Below are 23811 nucleotides of genomic sequence, written 5' to 3'. Positions count from 1 at the left end.
AGATGCTGGATACGAAACCAACCCCGGGTCAATACTGGGAAGGAATAGTGGCCAAAGAAGGACGGACCAATGACGATCTCCGCGAACCACACCGCGCCCGGCACCACAGCGCCGGACCAGGGGCACCAGGAACCACCCGAAAACGCCCTCACCGAGGCGGTGAAGAAGTTCGGCATCACGATTGAGGACTACATGCTCCCGGCCCGGCACCAGATCCAGATGGTCGCCCCGGACGGCACCCTGAACCCCGACAGCGAGCAGGGCACCGAACCCGGCCACGAATACCCCCTGCCCGGCGATGAGGAACTGCTGGCAGCGTACGAGCAGCTCGTCGTCGGGCGCCGCGTCAACGACCAGAACTCGGCACTCGTCCGGCAGGGCCGCATGGCCGTCTACCCCTCCAGCCACGGCCAGGAAGCCTGCCAGGTGGCCGCCGCCCTGTGCCTGTCCGAGGGTGACTGGATGTTCCCCACCTACCGCGACGCCGTCGCCGTCATGGCCCGCGGCGTGGACCCCGTGCAGGCGATGACCATCTTCCGCGGCGACTGGCACGGCGGCTACGACCCCCTCAAGCACAAGGTGGGCATCCAGTGCACCCCGCTGACCACCCAGCTGCTGCACGCCGTCGGCGTCGCCCACGCCGCCAAGCTCCGCGGCAAGGACACCGTGGTGCTGGCCATGTGCGGCGACGGCGCCACCAGCGAAGGCGACTTCCACGAGGCCCTCAACTTCGCCGCCGTCTTCCACCTGCCCGTCATCTTCTTCGTCCAGAACAACAAGTACGCCATCTCGGTGCCGCTGGCACACCAGTCCGTGGCGCCGTCGCTCGCGCACAAGGCCGTGGGCTACGGCATGGCGGGCGAACGCGTGGACGGGAACGACGTCGTCGCCCTCCTCGCCGTCCTGGACCGCGGCGTGAAGCTGGCCCGGGAAGGCTCCGGTCCGCTGCTGGTGGAGGCGCACACCTACCGCATGCAGGCCCACACCAACGCCGACGACGACACGCGCTACCGGGAAAGCGCCGAGGTTGCCGAGTGGCGGGCCAAGGACCCGGTCACCCGGATGCGCACCTACCTCACCGGCCGCGGGCTGCTCGATACTGCGGGGGAGGAGCGGATTGCTGCCCACGCCGAAGCCGTGGCGCGCACCCTGCGGGAGGGCCTGGGCGAGGACGTGCCCGTGGACCCGCAGGACCTCTTCCGCCACGTCTTCGAGAAGCAGACCCCGCAGCTGAAGGAACAGTCCGCCATGCTCGCCGACGAACTCGCCCGCGACGCAGCAGCCGCTTCTGACCCGAAGGAGGCCGGCAAGTGAGCCCCACCATCACCACCTCGTCCGAGGCCAACGGCAACGTCTCCGCCGCCACCGCCCGGGCCGCCGCGTCCGCCGCCGCCACCGCCGAGGCGTCCGGCCCGCAGCCGGTCACCCTGGCCAAGGCGCTGAACACCGCCCTGGTGGACGCGATGACCGCCGACTCCTCCGTCCTGGTGTTCGGCGAGGACGTGGGCACCCTGGGCGGGGTCTTCCGCATCACCGACGGGCTCACCGCCACCTTCGGCGAGCAACGCTGCTTCGACACGCCCCTGGCCGAATCCGGAATCGTGGGCATGGCCGTGGGGATGGCGATCAACGGGATGCGCCCGGTGATCGAGATGCAGTTCGACGCGTTCGCCTACCCGGCGTTCGAGCAGATCATCAGCCACGTGGCCAAAATGCACAACCGGACCCGCGGCATGGTCAGGCTGCCGCTGGTGATCCGGGTCCCGTACGGCGGCGGCATCGGGGGAGTGGAGCACCACTGCGACTCCTCCGAGTCCTACTACGCCCACACTGCCGGCCTGAAGGTCTACACCCCCGCCACCGTGGCCGACGGGTACCGGATGCTCCGCGAGGCCATCGACTCCGACGACCCCGTCATCTTCATGGAGCCCAAGAAGCTGTACTGGTCCAAGGACGTTATCGACCTTGCCTCCCTGCGCGCCTCCTATGAGGAAGGCACGACGGCGGGACTTGGCACCGAGGGGCGTGCCGCCGTCGCGCGTCCCGGCACTGACGCAACGCTGATTGCGTACGGTCCCTCTGTGCCCACCGCTTTGGCTGCCGCCGAGGCGGCTGCCTTGGAGGGGCGCTCGCTGGAGGTTGTTGACGTGCGGACCCTTGTTCCCTTTGACGATGCGACCGTGTGTGACTCCGTCCGGAAGACCGGGCGGGCGGTGGTGATCGCCGAGGCGCACGGGTTTGCGTCCGTGTCCTCCGAGATCGTTGCCCGGGTGCAGGAGCGCTGCTTCCACTACCTGGCCGCGCCCATCCGCCGCGTGACCGGGTTCGACGTGCCGTACCCGGCGCCCAAGCTTGAAAAGTACTACCTGCCCGGCGTGGACCGCATCCTGGACGCCGTGGACGACCTTCAGTGGGAGGACTGATTCTATGAGCGAGACGCGTGTGTTTTTGTTGCCGGACCTGGGGGAGGGGCTGACCGAGGCGGAGCTGGTGACGTGGCACGTTTCGGTTGGTGACACTATTTCCGTGGACCAGCCGATCGCGGAGGTGGAGACGGCCAAGTCTGCTGTTGAGGTGCCCTCTCCTTATGCAGGGGTTGTGGCGGAGCTGCACGGGCAGCCGGGCGAGACGATCGACGTGGGGAAGCCGCTGATCTCGGTGACGCCTGTGAGTTCCGAAACGCCCGAGCCGGCCGAGCCGGTGGTTGAGCCTGCCGAGACGGAGTTGGGTGAGCCTGCAGATGAGCCGGCGGAAACCCACGTGGCCCAGTCCTACCGGGAAGAAGAGAAGGCCGGCTCCGGGAACGTCCTGATCGGGTATGGAACCCCTGGTGGCCATGGTGTTGCCCGTCGGACCCGCGCCCGCAAATCCTCCGTAGCGGTGGCCGAGCCCGTTGAAACTATCTCCTCCGAAACTGCCAAGGAGGACGAACTTGCCCTCCTCCGCACCCGCGTGCCAGGCAAGCTCGGCGCGGTGATCTCCCCGCTGGTCCGGAGGATGGCAAAGGAACACGGCGTCGACCTCGGCGAACTGCATGGCTCGGGGGAGAGCGGCCTGATCATGCGCCGCGACGTGGAGGCAGCAATCCATCCGGCCGAATCGCTGGTTGAACCTGCAGTTTCGCGCCCGGTGGTAGAGCCTGAGGTTTCGACAGGCTCAACCACCAAGGACGCCCGCACCGGCCTCTCCATCTCCTCCCGCACCCCGGTCCGGGGCGTACGTAAAGCCGTTGCGGCGAACATGTCCCGCAGCCGCTCCGAGATCCCCGAGGCAACGGTGTGGGTGGACGTCGACGCCACAGCCCTCGTGGAACTCCGTGAAGGCATGAAGGCCAACGGCACTGACGTCCCAGGGCTGCTCGCGTTCATCGCCCGTTTTGTCACAGCCGGGCTAAAAAAGTACCCGGAGCTGAACACGCGGATCGAGGCTACGGAGGACGGGTCACAGGAAATCATCGGGTTTGACGGCATCAACCTCGGCATCGCCGCCCAGACCGACCGCGGCCTTGTGGTGCCCTCCGTCCGGTCCGCGGAAAAGCTCAGCGCTCGCGAACTGGACGCGGAGATCCGCCGGCTTGCCGACGTCGCACGCCAAGGCAAGGCGACCCCCACCGAACTGGGCAGCGGCACGTTCACCCTGAACAACTATGGGGTGTTCGGCGTGGACGGCTCGGCAGCGATCATCAACCACCCGGAGGTGGCGATCCTCGGCGTCGGCCGGATCATCGACAAGCCCTGGGTGGTCAACGGCGAACTGGCGGTCCGCAAGGTCACGGAACTGACCCTGACCTTCGACCACCGGGTTTGCGACGGAGGAACAGCAGCCGGCTTCCTCCGCTTCGTAGCCGACGCGATCGAAAACCCCACCACCCTCCTGGCCGACCTCTAGCCCGTCACTCCGCGGGCGCTACTAAGGAGCGGCAGTTAATGTGGGGCGCTGGCCGGACCGGTAGGCGGAGGCTATGACGGGTTCGAGTTCGTCGATTACCGTTCGGTTGCCGGGGAGAACGACATGGGCGAGAAACTCCGATTCGAGCGTAGCAACACCGGCTGCCGCCGCTGCCAGCTTGGCGTCTGTTGCCAGGGCGAAAGCGTGCCAGAAACGGCGGGCATTCAGTTCCTGGGTCTTTACTGTAGCTGCACGCCCGGAGACCTGTTCGAGTTCATCCCCGGCCGCCGTGCTCACCCGTGGCTGTGGCAACGAGAGGACAATCCGGAATTGCCTCCCATCAGCCCTGAAGGCGATGGCGTTGAGGTGCCCGCGTTGACTGAATCGGACCTCCGTCGCGCCGGAACCCACCAGTGCACGCTCAATGTGTTCACGTGAAGCTCCAACACTGAAGGAGTCACCACGTGTGTAATAACTCCGGGAGTCAATGGTCGTCATCATCTAACTATGCACCTTCGCGCAGATGGATCCCGCCTCCCGGGCAACTCCAGGCGCTAACCGGATAGTAAGAAGCCTGGCTGGCTATTGCGCCCCCGTGGGTCCATGATGGTCATGAGCATGGCGGTCAACCGGTCAAGCAGCGGCCCGGAAATTGCTATCCTCAGGCGCTGATTAACGACGAGTTCGCAGTTCCCTGTCAGGACCGTTAAGCAGCCAGCGGCGATGATGGACTGCGGCGGCGCCAGATTTAGGACGTGGATAACCTGTCTCCAGGGGCTACTGCACGCCACTGCCACCGTTTTGGGCCCGGCCTTCGCGTAGGTCGTCCGCCACACGATGGAGGTCCTGGGCCCAGCCGGTAGATCGGCTGGGTACTCCCAGCCCGGCTTCAAAGTTCGAAAGCGCTTCCGCGATGCTTTCCAAAGCCTCCGCAACGTTGGCCTTTACTTCCTCATAGCCCTCATCGGAACGGGGGTCAGAGGACGCAGCACGCAGCAATTCCGCTCCGGACCTGAGAATCAGTGCTGCCTCGTACTCATTCACGCTCATACCCCGGAGCTCCTAGGAAGTGGACGGTGGGGACCCGCCGCCAGCACAACTGTACCCCCGCTCCCTTTGACGCGGGACGTGCTGTGACAATCCTGTTTTTCGTCTACGAGTTCTTCGCGCACGTGCGTAAAGCCTTCGAATCTCCCATCGCAGAATCGGCGCGTTGGTCGGCGTTCTACATAGGACTTGCACTGCTGTTCGGCGTGGGGATCGGTACGGTGTCCGGATGGACGTTCGGCGGCGAGTATTTTGCCGCGGTTACCTCACGGGTAGCCACCCTCGCCAGCCTGCTGAAGACCCGCGGTGACTCGAAGAAGAGCGCCCGCGAACTGGTGCACGGAGAACATAAACGTCGAAAGCGGGGTGCCGGGTCGCCCGGCTCTTGCCTCCCCTAGTTCCGATGTTAGAACCAGCCGAGTGCGAAAGGCAGGGCATACGACGGCGGCCTCGCGCCGCCGTCGTACTTCTCCTCTCGAGGAGCGCCACGCCGAGGTGATGGACGTGCCGGCTACCCTGGCGTACTGTCCCCACAGTCCAAGCTGGGCCCTCCACCGGAACCCGCAAACAACAAAGGTGTCAACGCGGCATTTGGCGTTCGGGCTTTGAACAGGCCTAACCGCGGGGTTTAAACCTCTTGTAACAGGTGGTGTGCTTTAGAAGCGGTGATTTAGGGAGCACACCCCTGGAAGTTATCAAGGAGAGAAATTTGTCTGCACTAGGGGTTACAGGGACCTGAAATTCAGGGGGTTACGTAGCCGGGATTAGGGATTGCTTTTGATTTTTTAGCACCTGACACTGGACGAACTTGAGGGTTCATGTTCTATTGCAGGGAGCACCAATGCGGTACGATTCCCCCTTTTTCGTTGGCAACGGCGGCAGAGGCCGCAAAGATTCCGGGGCTGGTGCAGGGCGGGGTGATCCCCCTGCAGGGATTCGTCTGCATCGACCGGGGAAGTTGACCCTGGGTTCCCTGTTCACAGCACTGGTGGTTGCAGTGGCTGCCTTGGTGGTGCCGGCCACGGCGTCAGCCGCTACGGGTGATGTTGGGGTCGAGGGTCCTTCCCATTCGGGCACGGGCACTCCGACGGGGACGAAGCGGCAGACGAATGCGCTGTGGTTCCATGACGGGATTTGGTGGGGGAATCTCTGGGATACGGCCAGTTCGGATTTTGAGATTTTCCGGTTTAATCCGTCGACGAGCACGTGGGCCAGTACGGGGGTGACCACGGACCCTCGGGCAAGTACGCATCATGATGTCCTCTGGGATGGCAGCACCTTGTATGTGGCCAGCTACCGGTTCGTCAATGATGGTTTGCCGGCCGAGGTGAACTATCCGACGACGTTGCGCCGGTACAGCTATAACTCGAGCACGAAGACGTATGCGAGCCTGGGTTCGTCGCAGATCAACAATTACCGTGTGGAGGCGTTGTCCATTGACAAGGACTCCACCGGCCGGGTGTGGGCCACGTGGCAGCAGGGGAACCGCATCTACCTGAACGTCACCGGCACCGACGGCAAGACCTGGGGCACGCCGTTCGCGCATCCTGCATCGTTGAGCAATGTGTCGGTGGATGACAACTCTGCTGTCATCGCGTTCGGCGGGAACAAGATCGGTGTGATGTGGAGCCGTCAGGTTGGTGACAGTACGGACGGGATGTACTGGAGCGTCCACAACGATGGGGCGTCGAACACTACCTGGAGCACGCCGGTGGCGGCGGTGAAGGGCCAGCGCAGCGGTGATGACCACATGAACCTGAAGTGGCTGGATGCTTCCTCGGACAAGGTCTTCGCCGCGATCAAGACCTCGTACACCTCCTCGTCCCAGCCGCTGATCCAGTTGCTGGCATTGGACGCGTCGACCTCGGCGTGGACGGCACACACCATCGCGACGGTGGCCGAGTGCCCGAACCGTGTCATCGTCATGATTGACGAGGCCGCGCAGAAGCTGCGGACGTTCGCGACGTATCCGAAGCCGAGCGGCACAACAAACGCCGGGGTGTGCACCACCTCAGGCGGGGCGATCTATGAGAAGTCCACGTCGCTGGGCAGTATCAGCTTCAGCTCGGCGAAAACACCAGTGATTGTTGACGCTGACCAGTACGTCCATAACGTCACCTCCACCAAGCAGAACCTCAACAGCCCGGCGTGGGGCACATCGAACAGTGGCGTGCTGCTGCTCGCTGATGTGAACGCCACCAGCCGGTACTGGCACCACTACGAAGGCGGTGGCGGGACCACGGATACGACCGCTCCGACGGTGACGGCAACGTCTCCGGCTGATAAGGCAACCGGTGTGGCGGTGGGCACTAACGTGACAGGAACGTTCTCGGAGGCGATGGACGCGGCCACCATTACGTCGAGCACGTTCACGTTGACGGCGGGGACAACGACGACACCTGTGTCAGCGGCCATATCGTACGACGGTACAAACAAGGTAGCGACGTTGAACCCGGGCGCTGACCTGGCGGCGGGCACAACGTATACGGCAACGATCAAGGGCGGCACCGGCGGAGTGAAAGACCTGGCCGGCAACACACTGGCCGCGAACAAGGCCTGGACCTTCACCACGGCCTCGGCCGGGACTACGGATACGACTGCTCCGACGGTGACCGCAACGTCTCCGGCTGATAAGGCTACCGATGTGGTGGTGGGCACGAACGTGACGGGAACCTTCTCGGAGGCGATGGACGCGGCCACGATCACTTCCAGTACCTTCACTCTGGCCAGCGGGACGACGACGGTGTCAGCGGCTGTGACGTATGACAGCACTAACAAGGTGGCGACGTTGAATCCGGGTGCTGATCTGGCGGCGGGCACGACGTACACGGCAACGATCAAGGGCGGCACCGGCGGGGTGAAGGACCTGGCCGGAAACCCAGTGGCGGCGGACAAGGTCTGGACCTTCACCACCGCCGCGGCCAGCGGGGGTGGTACGTCGGAGACTGTGACGCTTACGGCCACTGCCGATGCTTATGTTTCGAGCGGGGCTGCTACGTCGAACTATGGTGCGAGCACGGTCCTGGGTGTGGACAGCAGCCCGACGGAGGTCACGTACCTGAAGTTCGATCTGTCAGCGTATGCGGGCAGGACGATTGAGAGCGCGACGTTGCAGCTGCGCAGTGCCGGAAGCGGGTCAATTGGTACCCAGAACGTCAAACTCGTTGCTGACGACAGCTGGACCGAAACGGGAGTCACCTACAACTCACGGCCGGCCTTGGGTACCGGGCTGGGCACGTTTGGCCCGACCACGACCAACACCAACTACAACATCACGCTGACCGCCAGCGGACTCGCCGCTGAACTCGGCCAGCACCTTTCCCTCGGTCTGGACGCCAACAGCAGCGACGGCCTGGACCTGAACTCCAAAGAGGCCAGCAGCGGCGCCTACCCACCCAAGCTCGTCCTCGTCCTGGCCGGTGACAGCACCGGTGGTGGCGGGACCACGGATACGACTGCACCGACGGTGACGGCGACGTCTCCGGCTGATAAGGCAACCGATGTGGCGGTGGGCACGAACGTGACAGGAACGCTCTCCGAGGCGATCGATGCGGCTTCGGTCTCGTCGAGCTCGTTCACCCTGGCCACGGGGACGACGGCGGTATCGGCGGCTGTGACGTATGACAGCACTAACAAGGTGGCGACGTTGAATCCGGGTGCTGATCTGGCGGCGGGCACGACGTATACGGCGACGCTCAAGGGCGGCACCGGCGGGGTGAAGGACCTGGCCGGGAACCCAATGGCGGCGGACAAGGTCTGGACCTTCACCACCGCCACGGCCAGTGGTGGTGGCACGGCCGAAACCGTGACGCTTACGGCCGTTGCCGACGCTTATGTCTCGAGCGGGGCTGCAACAACGAACAATGGTACGAGCACCATCCTGGGTGTGGACAATAGCCCGCTCGAGGTCACCTACCTGAAGTTCGATCTGTCAGCCTATGCGGGCAGGACGATCGAGAGCGCGACGTTGCAGCTGCGCAGCGCGGGCAGCGGGTCAAAGGGTACCCAGAACGTCAAGCTGGTAGCGGACGACAGCTGGACCGAAACGGGGATCACCTACAACCTGCGCCCAACGCTCGGGTCAAATATCGGCACCTTCGGCCCGACCACGACCAATACCAACTACACCATCACGCTGACCGCCAGCAGCCTCGTCGGTGACCTCGGCCAGTACCTTTCCCTCGGTCTGGACGCCAACAGCAGCGACGGCCTGGACCTGAACTCCAAGGAGGCCAGCGGCGGCGCTTACGCACCGAAACTCATCCTCACCCTGAGCTAGGCTAGGCCAGGCACGACGAGGACGGCAGCGCCGGGTCATATCCAACTGGAATATGGTCCGGTGCTGCTTTTGTACTTTGGGGTCGCCGTGGGTACGTAAGCCACGAACCTGAAGTACAACTTGATTAAGGAGCAATCCATGAGCGTGAGTTCCCAAGCAGAGCGGAAAACGGTGGAAGTGAACGGAACCCGCCTGTCCTACCTTGAAGCAGGGAGCCCGGATGCGCCGCCGTTGCTGCTCCTCCACGGAACGTTCTGGAGCCGCGTATGGCAGCCGGTCCTGCCGTTGCTGGCGGGCGAGCTGAGGTGCCTGGCGCTGGATTTTCCCGGCTTCGGTTGCAGTGAAGGGGAACTGGAGGTTGAGGAAGCGTCCGTCCCGGCGCTGGCAAAGGTGGTGGAAGCGGCAGCGGACGCACTTGGCCTGGACACCTTCGCGGTGGCTGCCCATGACATCGGCGGGGGAGTGGCCCAGCATCTGGCGGCCTATTCCGGCAGGGTCACAAAGCTTGTGCTGGTCAATGCCGTGATGTTCGATTCCTGGCCGGTGCCGGCTGTGGAGCGGTTCCGTGATCCGGCTCTCCGAGAAGCTACGAGTACAGAGGATCTCCTGGCTGCGCGGACCAAAACAATGCAGCTCACCGTGGAGCGACCCCTTACTGACGAGGAAATCAATGATTATGTCACCCCGTGGCGGAGCCCGGCCCGTGCCCGATCATGGATGGCCATGGCCGCTGCCGCAGACCCGCGCTACACACTTGACCTGCTGCCGGCGCTGAAATCCGCAGCTGTTCCCACAAGGCTGATCTGGGGCAGGGACGATGACTTCCAGAAAGTCACCTTCGCCCGCCGCTATGTTGCGGAGCTACCGTCCAGTGACCTGGTTGAAGTGGCCGGCAAGCACATCCCCATGGAGGACTCGGCCCAGGAGATCGCTGCTGCAATGCTCCAGCACTTGTCCGGCCCTCTTTAGCCGCTGGTAGGGGCGTGCGCCATCCCCGGGCTTTCGCCGGCGGTGCGGCAGCCAGAAGGAAACGGATTCCGCGTGTCCTTCAAGTTGAAGCTCAAAAGTAATGCTTGCGTGACCAACCTGCGAATGCCCTTGGCTACGCTGTCTGGATGGTAGTCACAGGGAATTGGGCATGGCCGCGCTGAGCTTCTCCCCGCCGGCCCCAATGACCCGGTGACAAGTTTTCGAGGTGTCGTCATGGCATTGTCAGATGAAGAGCGCAGGCGCCTTGAGAAGCTCGAACAGGAGCTGGCGTCCAGCGATCCGGATCTTTACCGGACGTTGCAGTCCGGTGCACCCCGGACGAACCGCAGGGAGGCAGCCGCGACGGTTTGGGGAGCCTTGGCACTGATCGGCGCCTTCACGCTCGTCATCGTGGGGATTGCCGCGGAACTTATCATCGTCGGCGCCGTCGGATTCCTGCTGATGGTCGCCGCCGCGAACTGGTTGCTCAGAGGCTATGGCCCCCAAGGCGGTCACAAGGAAAGCCCATAGCCTCACGACCGCGCGCCGGCATCGGTTCCGGCGGCACCTAAAGGGCGCTGATGCGCTTGATGAACTCGTCCGCCTGCGCAAGGTTGCGGGCCATCTTGGCCCGTTGTTCCATCGCCTTCTCAAGGTACTGGGAAAGCTTTCCCGGCCCATGCCCTGACGCCTGTCCCTCCCTGAGGATGGCGAGAATGTCCGCCATCTCCTCCAAGGAGAAGCCCAGGGGCTTTATCTGCTTGATGACCATGAGCCGTTCGAAGTCTTCTTCCGAATAGACGCGGAACCCGCCGTCGGTCCTCGCCCTGGCGGGGAGCAGGCCTACCTCGTCGTAGTGGCGGATGGTCCGCAGGGACAGGCCCGTCCGTTCTGCCAGTTCACCGATGTGCATGGTCGTGCTGCCGGTCTTGGCCGTCATCAGGGACCTCCGTTCCTTGTCCGGGTGCAAACTCTACCATCACGTTAGGGTAGGGTTGTGGTTGAGTCGTGAGATCTCCAAGCGTAGTTCCCCTCCTTCCGGCGCAGCGCCGCGCCCCTTCATTCTTCTTCGAAAGACGAAGGCACCGCCGTGTCTTCCTGACCATGAACGGAGCCAGCGATGGCCGTTGAAACCGCGGGCGACGCCACGTCCCACACACCTGAACAGCTGCAGTCAGTCCGGGAAACCCTTAAGTCCCCGCGCCGGCTGAAAACCGAAGTCCTCGCCGGCCTCGTCGTCGCCCTGGCGCTGATCCCCGAAGCGATCGCTTTCTCGATCATCGCCGGCGTCGACCCGCGGCTCGGACTGTTCGCCTCCTTCACGATGGCGGTGACCATCGCCTTCGTCGGCGGCCGCCCCGCCATGATCTCCGCGGCAACTGGGGCCATCGCTTTGGTGATTGCCCCGCTTGTGAAGTCCCACGGTGTGGACTACTTCATCGCCGCCGTCATCCTCGCCGGCATCTTCCAGATCATCCTGGGCCTGGCCGGGGTCGCAAAGCTGATGCGCTTCATCCCGCGCTCTGTGATGGTCGGCTTCGTCAACGCCTTGGCCATCCTGATCTTCATGTCGCAGGTCCCGGAACTGCTGGGTGTGCCGTGGCTGGTCTACCCGCTCGTGGCGCTGAGCCTGGTGATCGTGTTCGGCCTGCCCAAGCTCACCAAGGCGGTACCCGCGCCACTGGTCGCGATCGTGGTCCTGACCGTGATCACCGTCCTGGCCGCTATCACTGTGCCAACCGTGGGGGACAAGGGCGAACTGCCTGACGCGCTGCCGTCACTCTTTATCCCGAACGTGCCCTTTACGCTGGACACCTTGCAGGTCATTTTCCCGTTCGCCCTGGCCATGGCGTTCGTTGGGCTCCTCGAATCCCTGATGTCCGCCAAGCTCGTTGACGACGTCACCGACACCCGCTCCCACAAGACCCGCGAGGCATGGGGCCAGGGCGTGGCGAACATCGTGACCGGGTTCACCGGCGGCATGGGCGGCTGTGCCATGATCGGCCAGACCATGATCAACGTCAAGGCCTCCGGCGCCCGCACCCGGATCTCCACCTTCCTGGCCGGCGTCTTCCTGCTGATCCTGGTTGTTGCCCTCGGCGGCGTGGTCTCGGTGATCCCGATGGCCGCCCTGGTGGCGGTGATGATCTTCGTTTCCTGGGCAACGTTCGACTGGCACAGCATCCATCCCCGCACCCTGAAAATGATGCCCAAGAGTGAAACCACCGTCATGGTGGCCACCGTCATCGTCACCGTCGCAACCCACAACCTGGCCATCGGCGTCGGCGTCGGCGTCCTCGTGGCCATGGTCCTGTTCGCCCGGCGGGTGGCCCACCTCGTCACCGTCGAACGGACAGTCACCACCGTAGAGGGCCACGAGACCGCCACCTACGTGGTGAACGGTGAACTGTTCTTCGCCTCCTCCAACGACCTCTACACCCAGTTCGAATACGCCCTGGACCCTGACCACGTAGTCATCGATATGCACGCTTCCCATCTGTGGGATGCCTCCACCATCGCAGCCCTGGACGCCATCACCGAGAAGTACCACCACCATGGCAAAGACGTAAAAATCATCGGCCTCAACGACGCCAGCACCGCCATGCGCGAACGCCTCGGAGGGAAACTCCGGGCCGGACACTAGCGAAGGCGCGCGTACGACGGCGGCGCGGGCCGCCGTCGAGCGCTCTCCGGCCGAGCCCCTAACCCCTATTCTTATCCCCCTAATCGCTTCGGATTCCTTACAAAGCCGGAGCAAGAGGGCTATTGTCCTACCACCGCAGGACGTGCGGCATGAGCTCTGGAGGCCAAAGACGACTTATGAGCCAGTGCGCCCGTCCCAGCGGAGGTTTGCAATCCCTCCCACTGCCCGCGTACTCGCCAACCTTGTGGCCAACATCCTCCTCAACAGCAAAGTCAGGACCCACCATGTGGACCAAGCAGCATAAAACCTTCTGTAGCACTTGCGGCAGGACAACCAATCACTTCACGCACTACATCAAGGATGACGCGGGGCACGCGATGATTGCCGATGTGCATTGCGCTGAGCACCCAGCCGATGACAGGGAAGCTAGTTGACCGCTGGCTCAATAGGCGTCAGGACCTCGCTGCGGCCCTCACCGCTTCGCGAACCAAGGCCGCAGCATAGCCAAAGGCATAGCCTGTAGCAGTTGGATGGAAGCTGGCAGCCGGCCAAGAGTCCGGTGACGGCAAAGGCCAGGGCCCCAACCGGCCGGAAATCCTCAACAATTGCTTTTTGTGTCTCTCCTCAGGTGAGGCGTACGACGGCGGCGCGTGCCGCCGTCGTCGTACGCGTTGAACCACCGGTAGGTTCAGCCGCCGATGGATTGCATGCCGTTCGCCGGCATCAGCTCCGCCGGCGGTTCTGCCGCCGTGCCGGCCATTGCCCCGGCAGGCATGTCCGGGGTTGCCGGGCGCTGCTGGCCGTTGGTAACCGCGCCTGCGCCCATGGCGCCGGCCGGCATCTCTTCCGGCGGGGGAGCGGCTCCATCCGTGGCCATTTCCGCGTCTGCCGCCCCGGTCATCGCCGCAGCGCCGGAAGCACCCGTTGCATCCTCCGTCAGGAACGGCCGGTTCTGCCACCTGTGCCAGAGGGCGTTGTCGGTGCCGCGGACGAAGGTCTCCAGGCGGCCGTCGGCATTGCTGGCAACCGTGATGTTGGAGGTGAGGATGCCGCCCAGGGAGTGCCAGCCGGACCAGCCGCTGTTGGGCGCCGTCTGCCACATGTGCCACAGCGCGTTGTCCGTGCCGCGGACGAACGCCTCCAGACGGCCGCTCGCGTTCTTGCCCACCGCGATGTCCGAGGTGAGGATGCCGCCAAGGGAGTGCCAGCCGGACCAGCCGCTGTTCGGAGCCGTCTGCCACATGTGCCACAGCGCGTTGTCCGTGCCGCGGACAAAGGCCTCAAGGCGGCCGTCGGCGTTGCTGGCAATGGTGATGTTGGACGTGAGGATGCCGCCCAGCGAGACCCAGTTGGACCAGCCGCCCGGGGCCTGCCACTTGTGCCAGAGGGCGTTGTCGGTGCCGCGGACAAAGAGTTCCAGCCGCCCGTCGGCGTTCCGGCCCACGGCGATCTCGGACGTGATCACACCGCCCAGGGAGTGCCAGCCGGACCAGCCGCCGCTGGCCGGGGTCTGCCACCGGTGCCACACCGCGCCGTCGGAGCCCCGGGCGAAAACCTCCAGCCGGCCGTCCGCGTTGCGGCCTACCGCCGGGGGACCCGTGATGATGCCGCCCAACGAGCTCCAGCCCAACCAGCTGCTGATCGACGGGGTCTGCCACTTGTGCCACAAGGCGTTGTCCGTGCCACGGGCGAAGATTTCCAGCCGGCCGTCCGCGTTGCTGCCCGCCGCAATTTCCGTGGTGATGATCCCGCCCAGGGAGTGCCAGCCGGCCCATCCGCTGCTCGGTGCCGTCTGCCACCGGTGCCACACGGCGCCGTCGGTGCCCCGGGCGAAGGCCTCCAGCCGGCCGTCCTTGTTCCGGCCCACGGTGGTGTCCGAGGTGATCACGCCGCCCAGGGAGCTCCAGCCGGACCACGGCTCCGGCGCCCGCGGGTAGAGTCCCCGGAATCCGTCGATGTCGTCCTGCGTGAGGGCACGTTTGGTGAAGTTGGCGGACACGGTGGGTGCCATCACGGCGTTGGCGACGCTGGAGTGTGCGAGCCCCACGATGTGGCCGAATTCGTGCAGCGCCACCGTTTCGATGTCGAAGGCGCTGGCCACGGCGCCCACGCTCCAGACATGTTCGCTGTCGTCGAAGTGGACCGGCTTGGGCAGGGTGTTGGTGACTACGCTGCAGCCCGGCGGAAAGTCGGCATGGGCCAGGACGCCGCCAACCATCGAGTGGTCCGGGTCCGCCGCGGGCCGCCAGCCGATCCGGATGTCCGGGCTGGCGCTGAGGGCAACCTCCGTGAATGTCAGGCCGCCCACGTTCTGCCAGGTCTGGATGGCACGCCGGACGGCATCGAATTCGGCGTTGCCTGCCACGTCGCCGGTCCCGGTGTCGAAGGCATACGTCAGCGACCTGTCCGCCCAGGCGCACGTGGTGGAGAAGGCGAGTTCGCCGTTCTTCATGTCCGGGAGCCCGCAGCGGGGCCGCATCATGGCTTCGCGCGTGGCGTCGTCGAACTCTCCTGTGACCGGCAGGTGGAAGAACTCCTGGAAGCTCCGAAGGGCTCCCGCCGTGGGGTCGTCCAGGAGGCCGAGTTCCGGGCCGGTTGCCGGGCCCAGGTAGCCAAACCGTTCGAGGTAGCTCTGGACCTTGCTGAAGCCGGTGCTCCGATCGCCCTGGCGGGTGTTTGCCACTGCGGCGAGGTAAGGCGCGGAACTGTACTGCTCTTCAGTCATTGGACTCTCCTTGATCTGTTCGGATGCTGCGCAGGATCTGCAGGGCGGTGTCCTGCTGTGCGGTGGCGGGTTGATGGACGACGGCGGTGGCGCGCCCTGGGATCTTCACGGCAACGGTGCGGACGCCTTCCTCCTCAAACAGGACGAAGTCCGCGGTGCCGCCGCCCAGGGGCTCCCGCCAATGCTCGTAGCCGGGCTTGTCTGCATAGCCGGTGAGGGGGTCGGCGAACGGGCTGGCATCGACGGTCAGGCGCATGCCGGCACCTTCGAGGACGGCGGTGCCGCCCTCGATGCCGCGCTCTGGTGAAGGTGCGAGCTGGTCCGGGACGTCAAGTGCCAGGCCCGCGATGCGGAAGGAACTCCACGGCTTCCCCATAACACCGTCCTTCTCTGCGAGGGACCACCGAAACGAGTTGACCAGACGGGCGTTACTGCACCGTTACGGGGGTTGTGGACCCCGTGACCGTTCCCCACCATGCGGGCGTGGCCTCAGGATCCGCACAAACCCGATGGGTACAATCGACGCCTGAAGCACGCACACTGCTGAGCCGGAGGTACGGAGAAACAATGTCGGAATGGGTCGAAGTCGGCGCGAACAACTACGTGCTGGTGACCGAAGGGTCGTTGCTGAACACCGGACTGATCGTCGGATCCGAGCGGGCCATGGTGATCGACACCGGCTGCGGTCCCCGGCAGGGGCGGGAGATCCTGGCGGCGGTACGGGAGAAGACCCAACTGCCGCTCGTCGTCGTCAACACCCACGCCCACTACGACCACTTCTTCGGCAACGCCGTGTTCGCGGCGGCCGGCGCCACCGAATTCTGGGCGCACCAGAACTGCGCCGCCGAGATTGAGGAACGCGGCGACCTGCAGCGCCGCTTGGTGGGAACCCTCGAGCCGGAGATGTCCGCCGGCGAAGGCGGGAACGTCGAACTGGTCGTTCCGAACGCCATCGTCAAGGACCAGCCGGTCCTGGTTGACCTGGGCGGGCTGACCGCCACGCTGTTCTACCTGGGCCGCGGCCACACCGACGGCGACCTGCTGGTGGGGACGCCCACCACCCTGTTTGTGGGTGACCTGGTGGAGCAGGGCGCGCACCCGTCCTTCGAGGACTCATACCCCGAGGAGTGGGCGGACGCGCTGCGGCACATCTCGGCGCTGCGCCACCGCTACGAGTACCTGATTCCCGGACACGGGAAGCCCTGCAGCGACCAGTTCGTCAAGACCATGGCGAACACCATGACCACCGCTGTCCGCCAGGCCCGCCAGTCCATCCGCGACACCCCGCACGATGCCACGAAGGCCATTCCGGTCCTGCCGTACGGCCCGGAGCAGTCGCGCTGGTTCATCAAGCGGCTGCAGGAGACCCGCCGGGAGGGTTAACCGGTTTCGACAAGCAGGACTTTATGGATGGCAGTGGAGCACCCACTCTTTTGTAGTGTGATTCAGGCGGCTTTGCCGCCGGCGGCCAGCAACGCGTCCAGTTCTGCTGCCTGATGTGCCCGAAAAGCCTTGTCCGCACTTGCCCTGGTGCTGGCGAGCACCGGGATTTCGAGCCTGGCGTCGCATCCCCGGCAGCGGATCTCGTCCGTCCACACCCAGCTGTAGGCGGGGTGCCCTTCCTGTACACGCTGCGTCGCTGTCATTGCTTCGGTCTTTGCTGCGAAAAGCGTTGCGTCCCCATTGCTGAGGCTCTTGCCAATCCCGATATCGATGCTCATCGTGCCTCCCCCGTTGTGCCGGATGGTGCTGCTGACAGTAGCGGCTGTTGTGCCGTGAAGGAACGATCCTGAGGTCACGGTTGCCTAACGCCCGGCCGGAGCTTCACCGGCACCAGCGGCCGGCAACCGTGGCGATCACATCGGCGTTCCGGTTCGTTGAAATCCCGAGCAACTTGCTGACTGTCGCAAGCACCGGGCCTGCGGAGTCCGTCACGTGGTCGATGAGGGTGTGGAGGGCGCGGCCGCGCACGAAGAGATGGATGCTGTCCGTCGAGGCGGCCTCGATACGCCCTGCCGGACGTCCTCCTTGGGGAACTTGCGGTTGGCCCCCGCGGATTATCGGTTCACTCAAGATTGGAACAATAAGTCCCGCGGGTGGACAAAATCGCTTCCTCCCATGCCCTCTGGCTCCCTAGAGTTGCCCCAACGGGAATGTATCAGGGGTCCTGCCCCGAAATGCCAACGCCAAGGGGGATGCAATGATTGTGATTAACGGATTTACGTCCCTGGAGGGACGCAGCGGGGCTCCCTTGAGGTACAAGACCCCAGTTCCGACGCCACCCGAAAAGCCTGTGGCCAAACCCCTCCCGGCACAACAATCTCCGCAGTCCGCGCGCCGTGAACACGAGGTCCAGCGTGTCATCCAGGACCTGGCGGCCTTGGCGGCAGCCCAGATGAACAGATGATCTCCTGCTGGCATGTGCAGCGCGTCTGCAAAGCGGCGGCGGGCCAGGCATAGCGTACGACGTCGGCCGCGCGTCGCCGTCGCACATCTCGCCTTAGGTGCCGCAGCCAAAGGCCCCCGCCGGGCGGGCCGGTATGATATGCCGGGCTACGGAAAACGGGGGCAGCATGACCAAGCGGGACTGGATCAAGTACGCAGCGCTGTTTGTGCTGGCGGTGGCCGCCTTCGGCGTGGCCGCACTGGCGCTGATGAATCCGCGCGGCTCGGGGGAGTCCGCCCCTGTTGCTTCGATCCCCGCCGTGACGCCTGCGGCTACTGCCACTCCGACCGCGACTTCCTCAGTTACGGCAACTGCCACCGCCACTGCCTCTGCGCCCGTCCAGCAGCCGGCGATTGAGCTGCCCGCCGAACCGGTGCTCCTGATTCTCGGCGATTCCTATACCGCAGGTGACGGCGCGGGTCGGCCGGACCAGGGGTGGGCGAACCTGGTGGCCCGGCAGTTGCGCTATCCCGCCACTATTGAAGGCGCGGGCGGCACCGGGTTTGCGTGGGGCGGCGGGGCCCAGGACGAGCTGGACGGCGAGTACGAGACCCGGCTGCGGCAGATCGCCGCCGACCCCGCATTCGTCCCCAACCTCCTCATCCTGCAGGGCGGCCAGAACGATGCCCAAATCCAGGATGCCGACGAGGTCCGAACTGCCACGACCCAGACCATTGAGGCGGCCCGCCGGTTCTGGCCAGGCATCCAGGTTGTGGTGCTGGGACCGTGCGCGCCGCAGCCGCTGGCGGAGGACCTTCGGACGGTGAACAGTGCGGTCCGTGCCGGTGCCGAAGCAGCCAACGCCCCCTTCATCGACGCCATCGAGGGCGGCTGGTTCACAGCCGGGAACAGCCCGGAATTCGACGCCGACGGCGCCCATCCCAACGCCGCCGGCCACGCCCACATCGCGGAAAAGTTCCTGGAGTCCTGGGCCGTCCTGGTGGGATAGCCGGGTCTTTGCTGTTGCCGTCCCGGCGCGAGGATCTGGTTCTGCAGGGCACCGGCTGGGCCACAGCTGCGGTGCTCGCCGGAGTCGCGTCCGTTGCAGCAACCGTGGCCCGGCGGCAACGGACTGCGCCGAATCCTGGGTAAGGGAGGCCTACGACGGCGGCCCCCCTCGCCGCCGTCGTACTCTGACCTCAGCGGGAGTTGTCTGACGCCCATGCTCTCGACAGCCGCTTAGATGCCCCGTGTGTTCCCGTCGGGAAACACTCCGCCTTTGAGGTTCACTGCGGAACTTCACTTCATCAACGAAGGCTGTGATGGGGTAGGTCCCGCGGAGGCGTTTGCGGACAAGCGGGTGGAGCGGGCCGCAGACTGTGTCTTGAACCGACATGCGGGTGAAGCCGGTGTGGTCGTTGAGCGTGAAGGTGCGCACGAAGGTGAGCAGGCCAAACGGCATGCGCCAGGTCCAAGTCATTCTGTCCCGGGATTTTATGCGGACCCGAAGCCGCCTGAACGCCTTGCCACGGTTGCGGATCCTGACCCGGATGGTGCCCCGGTCCCGGATGGCCCCTTCGATATCGTCGAGCCCGGAACCCCAAACGGGATAGTTGCGGCATCCGTTAGCACGTCCCACACCGTATCCGCCGATGCGAGGATGATTGCCTCTGCTGCCCCCAATTTCACGCTAACAAGGGTATCGATTCCGCCATGCGTCACTGAGGGATTTCGGCTTCTGTAAAGTGTGAGTTCCGCGACCGTCCACCTGCCCACCTGAATGGAGGGTGAGCGGGCCACGGCGGACGGGCGGGCTGCCGGGGGCTACCGGAAGTCGGCCCTGTTTTCCTTGGCGACTTCCAGGAAGGTAACCTGGAACGCTATTTCTGCTGCGGCACGGACCCTGTCATGCCGGTGGGCCAGCAGCACGCGGCGGGACGAGGCGCTGGAGCCCAGGGAGACGATGCTGACGCCGGGGTGCTTGTTCACCACTGCCGTCCTCGGCGCCAGGGCGATGCCGAGGCCGACGCTGACCATCGCCTGGGCCTCCTGGTAATCGTTCGCGTGAAAGGAGATCCGGGGCGCAAACCCTGCCGTCTGCGCGCTGCGGTGCAGCACCTCAACCACTGGGTGTTCCTCCTCCCGGACGATCCATTCCTCGTTGTCCAGGTCCGCCATGTCTACCTGCTTGCGGCGACGGTTCCTTAGCCATCCCTGGCTCGCCTGGCCCGGGCGGCAGCTCTCCTACGGCATGTACCTCTGGCACATGCCTACGTACCTGTGGCACATGCCGGCGTACCTCCTGCTGCTGCCACTGGTACCAACGGCTCCGGTCCGGGTTGCGCTTATGGCTCTCCTTACTGTGGCGCTGGCTGTCACATCATGCCGCCTCGTGGAGGCGCCCGTTCGGCGCCGGCGAACCGAAGACTGGAGACAAAAACCCTGCGCGAGTCCAGATCGGAGTGCGTAGTTGCACTTACTAAATCAAGTAGACATTACTCGGGCGACTGCGCGGGAAGGTACCTAGATTCGGACCATGGCACGAGTTTCCGGGCTTGGGCAACAACGCCGCAGACCCCTAGCAGGTATCCGGCGTGTTGCCAGGCCGCATCACCCAATTGACGTCGTCCCCATAAATGGTTCCGCTTCCAAACCTGCCGCGCCCGTAACCCGGGATGTCCAATGCCCGTGACAATCCCCTTCGACGACGGGTGGGACACCGATTGCCCTCATCAATTCGTAGGACGGTGCAACGCCTGCCTGGCGGAAGCCACCAGGAAACGCGCACGGGAAGCTGAGGCGAATTTGACCGAAGGGTCGCGTACCGGCCCGGACGGGGGGACGATGCCCCCTTCGCCGTCGTCTGACGCCTCACGCATCGAGGGTTAGCGACGGGATGAGCACCTGCCGCGGAGCATCACGGCACCTTTACGACGGCGGCGCGCGCCGCCGTACTCGTCAAGTATGAGGGGGCCGACAGCTATTTGCGGATCCACGCTGATCCGCCGCCTCCGCCATCGGCCCCGGGTCTTGGCAGTCCGAATAAATTGTGTTGCCTGGCGGCGCCGCTGCTTGGCGCCGCCAGGCGTGAGACCATCGGCTTTGCCGACTGAAAAGGTGCGGGCTGACTGGGCCTCAGTTCCCAGATGCACCCCCATGCGCTCCCGACCTTCTTCCATCACTGTGCACGGAGTACCTCAAGAACAAGGTTGGATGGGATCAAGAATTCCTCAAGACTTCCGCAAGCCTCCAATGCCATGCGGCGGTAACTTCCGAACTGGCCTAAAGGGTCGCCGGAACCGGGCGGCCCGGAAAAGCGCGGCGTACCCGGTACATCCTGCCCCCCACAAGCTTGTAGGCTACCCGGACGGGCGGGGGAATCTCCTTGAACGGTTCCTTCCGGTCGGCGGGCGGGTTCGCGGCGAGCACCATGCCGAGGTGTGACCTCCCGCCGCAGATGCACATTCAGCACGGCCTTCAGGTCCTCGTAGCGTGCGGCGAGGTCCGCACCCGTTTCCGCGTCGGCCGTTTCCATCCAGTGCAGGCGGATTGATTCGATAACCTCCAGTCGCTGTGTGACCTGCCGGTGCTGTTAGAGCATCTGTCCAACGTGGAGTGCGCAGGCCGGGGCGCGTTGCTCCAGCTGCGGGTACATGAGCAGGTCCTCGCCCTCATGGCGGACGTGGAGCACCTTGTCAAAGTTGCCCAGCACTTCACCCACATACCCGGCCCGGCCGGTGTCGCCCGGGCTCACCGATCGCACCAGGCCGGGAGCCTCGTATAGGACCACAGGAAAAAGTGGTGGATCCGCCGCATACCGGCGGTTCCGGTGCACAGGACGGGCCCCGGCGGCAGGCCATGCGCGCATGGTTGCCAGCCGCCCGGCATGGTGCTTGGCTGGTGCCATGAGCGATTCAGAAGCCCGCAACGCTGACCTTCCCGACGACGAACACCTGCGCAACGATGTCCTGCCGGCATCCGAAGCCGAGCCGGAGTCTTCCAACCCCGAGCATTTCACTCCCGGCCAGACCAACGCCGGCCAGCAGGTGGGCGGGCTGGCTTCGGCCACCGGTTACGGCGCCGGCCAGGACCCTGACGAGCCCAACACCAACAACCCGGTGTGATTCTGGAAGCCCAAAAGCGAGTAGCACAGGTATCTTGGCCTTGGATTCCGGGCCAAACATAAGTACCCGGTACTCGTGACCGGAATGTGACGCCACTCCTAAAATGGATTGGACAAGGGGATCAGGCCGCCGCGCCATCGCTGCTCCGGGTCCCCATCTACGGACCATGCAGGGGAGGACACCGTGGCAGACCGCCGTCGCAGCTCCCGGTTTCCATGGGCGGGTGCGCGCCGGAAGGCGCACCGTCAACCGCCGGAAAGCGGAACGACGCCTTTGCAGGCGTTCCAGCAGGATTCGCGGGCCCGTGTCCTCGTCTCGGTAGTAGCTGTGTCCGCGCTCGCATTGGGCACGCTAAGCGTTGCCGCAGACGTAACACCGAGCCAAAGTGCCCAGGAGGATGTTCGGGATCCGGTGAGCACGGCCTCCGGCTCTGCAGAGCCGACTACTGCGCCGGGTTCTGCCGAGCCAACCCCGGCATCTGCCGATCCCACGCAGCCCTCCGGTAACTCCGGTTCGGCCGAACCGGCTGCCGAGTCCAATTCTCCTGCGCCCGCGGCAGAGCCCGGGGCCGCAAAGCCGGCAGCCGCAGATCCAACAGGGAACACCGACGTCTCATACGGTGAGGCCATGCCGGTGGGGGACCTGCCCGGGTGGAGGCAGGTTTTCACTGAAGACTTCACGGACGGGGACGTGCCCATCGGCGGCTTCCCCGGCATCTACAGCTCAAGATGGAGCGAACTGTACGTCGATGGCACGCCGGATACAGCCGCCAAGCAGCAGAAGAAGGGCGAGAGAACGTCCGGGTATTTCCCATCCAAGGTCCTGAGTGTGCATGACGGGCTCCTGGACATGTATCTGCACTCGGAAAACGGCGTGTCCATGGGCGCGGCGCCTTCCCCGAAGTTCGCCGGGATGAACCAGTGGCCGTACAACAGCCAGTTGTACGGGCGCTACTCCGTACGGTTCAAAGCCGACTCCCTGCCGGGATTCAAGGTGGCCTGGCTGCTCTGGCCCGTCAGTAAGAACTGGCCACAGGACGGGGAGATCGATTTTCCGGAAGGGGACCTGTCCAAGGTGGTCTACGCTGCCTTGCACGGCGTGACCTCGGAGGGACACAAATTCGACGTTTTCCGGCCCGAGGTTCCGTTCACCACCTGGCACGTCGCCACCACCGAGTGGAGTCCCGGCCGCATCGAGTTCTTCCTTGACGGCAAATCCATCGGCGTTGCCACGTCAATGGTGCCGGACAAGCCGATGCGCTACCTCCTGCAGACCGAGTCCTGCCTGACCGGCTGCCCGGCGCCCGACACCCGTGGCCACGTGTACGTCGACTGGGTATCAATTTGGGCCAGGGACTGACCACAGGACGTTTACTGAGCAGGTGGAACCCGGTGTCATGCGGGTTGGAGAAAACATAAGCGAAAAGCCCCTCCTCGGAGGGGCTTTTCAGTGTCCTGGACTGCCACCGCGAACGGGTTATCCCGCAGGCGCACCTGGCTGGGCAAGGCGGAGCTTGGCTGCGCGCTCCACCAGGATAGGAACGTAGTCCCGGATGCGGACGCCGTCGTACAGCAGGTGCTCCTCCGAGACCACCTGCTCGATGACGGAGCGCTCATGGCCGGGGAAGTGCCCGGCGAGCCGTTCGATGATGGCCAAAAGCGCCCGGGCTTCGGGTTCATTGAGCATTCCCACAGCGTCAGCCTGCCTAACCGGTATTCCATACGCCTCTGAGCAGACGTTGTTTGCTTG

Annotated in this window: 20 protein-coding genes and 2 pseudogenes; 12 read left to right on the top strand and 10 right to left on the bottom strand. The window is 64.8% G+C overall.

Going from position 1 to position 23811, the window contains the following annotated elements; genetic code table 11:
- Window positions 1-69: 69 nt before the first annotated feature.
- Genes ACLH0K_RS13515 through ACLH0K_RS13505 form a run of 3 tightly spaced genes read left to right on the top strand, consistent with a single transcriptional unit; the run spans window position 70 to window position 3888 of the window.
- Complete coding sequence (locus ACLH0K_RS13515; RefSeq protein ID WP_411374076.1) at window positions 70-1314, top strand: thiamine pyrophosphate-dependent dehydrogenase E1 component subunit alpha; 1245 nt, start codon at window positions 70-72, stop codon at window positions 1312-1314.
- Window positions 1311-2423 carry an alpha-ketoacid dehydrogenase subunit beta gene (locus ACLH0K_RS13510; RefSeq protein WP_411374075.1) on the top strand — a complete coding sequence of 371 codons (1113 nt, stop codon included), beginning with the start codon at window positions 1311-1313 and terminating at the stop codon, window positions 2421-2423. The genes ACLH0K_RS13515 and ACLH0K_RS13510 overlap by 4 nt, the downstream gene beginning before the upstream one ends.
- 4 nt (window positions 2424-2427) lie before the next feature.
- Entirely contained in the window at window positions 2428-3888 is a 1461-nt protein-coding gene (locus ACLH0K_RS13505; RefSeq protein ID WP_411374074.1) for a dihydrolipoamide acetyltransferase family protein, read from the top strand.
- A gap of 21 nt (window positions 3889-3909) precedes the next feature.
- Here ACLH0K_RS13505 and ACLH0K_RS13500 read toward each other — a convergent pair whose 3' ends face one another.
- A complete protein-coding gene (locus tag ACLH0K_RS13500; protein ID WP_411374073.1) occupies window positions 3910-4386 on the bottom strand; it encodes a hypothetical protein in 477 nt (158 codons plus the stop codon).
- Between the two features lie 279 nt (window positions 4387-4665).
- The gene (locus tag ACLH0K_RS13495) at window positions 4666-4938 is read right to left on the bottom strand and encodes a hypothetical protein (protein ID WP_411374072.1); all 273 of its coding nucleotides are present in this window, start codon (window positions 4936-4938) and stop codon (window positions 4666-4668) included.
- Between the two features lie 26 nt (window positions 4939-4964).
- On the opposite strand from ACLH0K_RS13495, the pseudogene ACLH0K_RS13490 reads away from it, so the two are divergent.
- From ACLH0K_RS13490 to ACLH0K_RS13475, 4 genes and pseudogenes are all read left to right on the top strand, one after another.
- Window positions 4965-5213: pseudogene (locus ACLH0K_RS13490) on the top strand (TerC family protein); the annotation flags it as partial.
- A 944-nt stretch (window positions 5214-6157) separates the two neighbouring features.
- Window positions 6158-9214 (top strand): Ig-like domain-containing protein, encoded by a 3057-nt coding sequence (locus tag ACLH0K_RS13485; protein WP_411374071.1) that lies wholly within the window; start codon window positions 6158-6160, stop codon window positions 9212-9214.
- A 138-nt stretch (window positions 9215-9352) separates the two neighbouring features.
- Window positions 9353-10183, top strand: coding sequence for an alpha/beta fold hydrolase (locus ACLH0K_RS13480; RefSeq protein WP_411374070.1), 831 nt, complete (start codon window positions 9353-9355; stop codon window positions 10181-10183).
- 234 nt (window positions 10184-10417) lie between these two features.
- Window positions 10418-10714, top strand: coding sequence for a DUF3040 domain-containing protein (locus tag ACLH0K_RS13475; protein ID WP_411374069.1), 297 nt, complete (start codon window positions 10418-10420; stop codon window positions 10712-10714).
- Between the two features lie 37 nt (window positions 10715-10751).
- Here ACLH0K_RS13475 and ACLH0K_RS13470 read toward each other — a convergent pair whose 3' ends face one another.
- A complete protein-coding gene (locus ACLH0K_RS13470) occupies window positions 10752-11123 on the bottom strand; it encodes a MerR family transcriptional regulator (protein WP_411374068.1) in 372 nt (123 codons plus the stop codon).
- A gap of 180 nt (window positions 11124-11303) precedes the next feature.
- Between ACLH0K_RS13470 and ACLH0K_RS13465 the strand changes: the two genes are divergently transcribed.
- The gene (locus tag ACLH0K_RS13465; RefSeq protein ID WP_411374067.1) at window positions 11304-12827 is read left to right on the top strand and encodes a SulP family inorganic anion transporter; all 1524 of its coding nucleotides are present in this window, start codon (window positions 11304-11306) and stop codon (window positions 12825-12827) included.
- Between the two features lie 688 nt (window positions 12828-13515).
- Here the strand turns inward: ACLH0K_RS13465 and ACLH0K_RS13460 are convergent.
- Window positions 13516-15552: a matrixin family metalloprotease gene (locus ACLH0K_RS13460; RefSeq protein WP_411374066.1), complete on the bottom strand. Its 2037-nt coding sequence runs from the start codon at window positions 15550-15552 to the stop codon at window positions 13516-13518.
- On the bottom strand, window positions 15545-15928 hold the full coding sequence (locus ACLH0K_RS13455; protein WP_411374065.1) for a hypothetical protein: 384 nt from the start codon (window positions 15926-15928) through the stop codon (window positions 15545-15547). Before ACLH0K_RS13455 ends, ACLH0K_RS13460 begins: the two co-directional genes overlap by 8 nt.
- Window positions 15929-16119: 191 nt before the next feature.
- Between ACLH0K_RS13455 and ACLH0K_RS13450 the strand changes: the two genes are divergently transcribed.
- A complete protein-coding gene (locus ACLH0K_RS13450) occupies window positions 16120-16935 on the top strand; it encodes an MBL fold metallo-hydrolase (RefSeq protein ID WP_411374063.1) in 816 nt (271 codons plus the stop codon).
- 62 nt (window positions 16936-16997) lie between these two features.
- Here the strand turns inward: ACLH0K_RS13450 and ACLH0K_RS13445 are convergent, their stop codons facing one another.
- Together ACLH0K_RS13445 and ACLH0K_RS13440 are read right to left on the bottom strand one after the other, a co-directional pair.
- On the bottom strand, window positions 16998-17273 hold the full coding sequence (locus tag ACLH0K_RS13445) for a hypothetical protein (protein ID WP_411374062.1): 276 nt from the start codon (window positions 17271-17273) through the stop codon (window positions 16998-17000).
- Between the two features lie 103 nt (window positions 17274-17376).
- Entirely contained in the window at window positions 17377-17625 is a 249-nt protein-coding gene (locus ACLH0K_RS13440) for a hypothetical protein (protein ID WP_411374061.1), read from the bottom strand.
- Window positions 17626-18125: 500 nt separating this feature from the next.
- Here ACLH0K_RS13440 and ACLH0K_RS13435 point away from each other — a divergent pair, with 500 nt between their 5' ends.
- Window positions 18126-18947 carry an SGNH/GDSL hydrolase family protein gene (locus ACLH0K_RS13435; protein WP_411374060.1) on the top strand — a complete coding sequence of 274 codons (822 nt, stop codon included), beginning with the start codon at window positions 18126-18128 and terminating at the stop codon, window positions 18945-18947.
- Between the two features lie 815 nt (window positions 18948-19762).
- On the opposite strand, the pseudogene ACLH0K_RS13430 reads toward ACLH0K_RS13435, so the two are convergent.
- Window positions 19763-20122, bottom strand: a pseudogene (locus ACLH0K_RS13430) (LysR substrate-binding domain-containing protein); the annotation flags it as partial.
- Between the two features lie 1408 nt (window positions 20123-21530).
- Window positions 21531-21845, bottom strand: a complete 315-nt coding sequence (locus ACLH0K_RS13425; RefSeq protein ID WP_411374059.1) for a hypothetical protein — start codon at window positions 21843-21845, stop codon at window positions 21531-21533.
- Between ACLH0K_RS13425 and ACLH0K_RS13420 the strand changes: the two genes are divergently transcribed.
- Window positions 21844-22062: a hypothetical protein gene (locus tag ACLH0K_RS13420; RefSeq protein ID WP_411374058.1), complete on the top strand. Its 219-nt coding sequence runs from the start codon at window positions 21844-21846 to the stop codon at window positions 22060-22062. The two genes, ACLH0K_RS13425 and ACLH0K_RS13420, sit on opposite strands and share 2 nt — an antisense overlap.
- Window positions 22063-22473: 411 nt before the next feature.
- Entirely contained in the window at window positions 22474-23421 is a 948-nt protein-coding gene (locus tag ACLH0K_RS13415; RefSeq protein WP_411374057.1) for a glycoside hydrolase family 16 protein, read from the top strand.
- 117 nt (window positions 23422-23538) lie between these two features.
- Here the strand turns inward: ACLH0K_RS13415 and ACLH0K_RS13410 are convergent, their stop codons facing one another.
- A complete protein-coding gene (locus tag ACLH0K_RS13410; RefSeq protein ID WP_411374056.1) occupies window positions 23539-23748 on the bottom strand; it encodes a three-helix bundle dimerization domain-containing protein in 210 nt (69 codons plus the stop codon).
- Window positions 23749-23811: the final 63 nt, after the last annotated feature.

Origin of the sequence: Arthrobacter sp. MPF02, assembly GCF_046605375.1 — a bacterium.
In the GTDB taxonomy this organism is placed as follows: Bacteria; Actinomycetota; Actinomycetes; order Actinomycetales; family Micrococcaceae; genus Arthrobacter.
Note: the sequence above shows the minus strand (reverse complement) of the source record. Positions and strands in the feature narration are given on the sequence as shown.

What these genes read in the sequence shown, in the direction of transcription:
- ACLH0K_RS13515 (WP_411374076.1), top strand. Translation starts at nt 70, where the DNA reads ATGACGATCTCCGCGAACCACACCGCGCCCGGCACCACAGCGCCGGAC.
- ACLH0K_RS13505 (WP_411374074.1), top strand. Translation starts at nt 2,428, where the DNA reads ATGAGCGAGACGCGTGTGTTTTTGTTGCCGGACCTGGGGGAGGGGCTG.
- ACLH0K_RS13500 (WP_411374073.1), bottom strand. Translation starts at nt 4,386, where the DNA reads ATGACGACCATTGACTCCCGGAGTTATTACACACGTGGTGACTCCTTC.
- ACLH0K_RS13495 (WP_411374072.1), bottom strand. Translation starts at nt 4,938, where the DNA reads ATGAGCGTGAATGAGTACGAGGCAGCACTGATTCTCAGGTCCGGAGCG.
- ACLH0K_RS13480 (WP_411374070.1), top strand. Translation starts at nt 9,353, where the DNA reads ATGAGCGTGAGTTCCCAAGCAGAGCGGAAAACGGTGGAAGTGAACGGA.
- ACLH0K_RS13475 (WP_411374069.1), top strand. Translation starts at nt 10,418, where the DNA reads ATGGCATTGTCAGATGAAGAGCGCAGGCGCCTTGAGAAGCTCGAACAG.
- ACLH0K_RS13470 (WP_411374068.1), bottom strand. Translation starts at nt 11,123, where the DNA reads ATGACGGCCAAGACCGGCAGCACGACCATGCACATCGGTGAACTGGCA.
- ACLH0K_RS13465 (WP_411374067.1), top strand. Translation starts at nt 11,304, where the DNA reads ATGGCCGTTGAAACCGCGGGCGACGCCACGTCCCACACACCTGAACAG.
- ACLH0K_RS13460 (WP_411374066.1), bottom strand. Translation starts at nt 15,552, where the DNA reads ATGACTGAAGAGCAGTACAGTTCCGCGCCTTACCTCGCCGCAGTGGCA.
- ACLH0K_RS13455 (WP_411374065.1), bottom strand. Translation starts at nt 15,928, where the DNA reads ATGGGGAAGCCGTGGAGTTCCTTCCGCATCGCGGGCCTGGCACTTGAC.
- ACLH0K_RS13450 (WP_411374063.1), top strand. Translation starts at nt 16,120, where the DNA reads ATGTCGGAATGGGTCGAAGTCGGCGCGAACAACTACGTGCTGGTGACC.
- ACLH0K_RS13445 (WP_411374062.1), bottom strand. Translation starts at nt 17,273, where the DNA reads ATGAGCATCGATATCGGGATTGGCAAGAGCCTCAGCAATGGGGACGCA.
- ACLH0K_RS13435 (WP_411374060.1), top strand. Translation starts at nt 18,126, where the DNA reads ATGACCAAGCGGGACTGGATCAAGTACGCAGCGCTGTTTGTGCTGGCG.
- ACLH0K_RS13420 (WP_411374058.1), top strand. Translation starts at nt 21,844, where the DNA reads ATGAGCGATTCAGAAGCCCGCAACGCTGACCTTCCCGACGACGAACAC.
- ACLH0K_RS13425 (WP_411374059.1), bottom strand. Translation starts at nt 21,845, where the DNA reads ATGGCACCAGCCAAGCACCATGCCGGGCGGCTGGCAACCATGCGCGCA.
- ACLH0K_RS13410 (WP_411374056.1), bottom strand. Translation starts at nt 23,748, where the DNA reads ATGCTCAATGAACCCGAAGCCCGGGCGCTTTTGGCCATCATCGAACGG.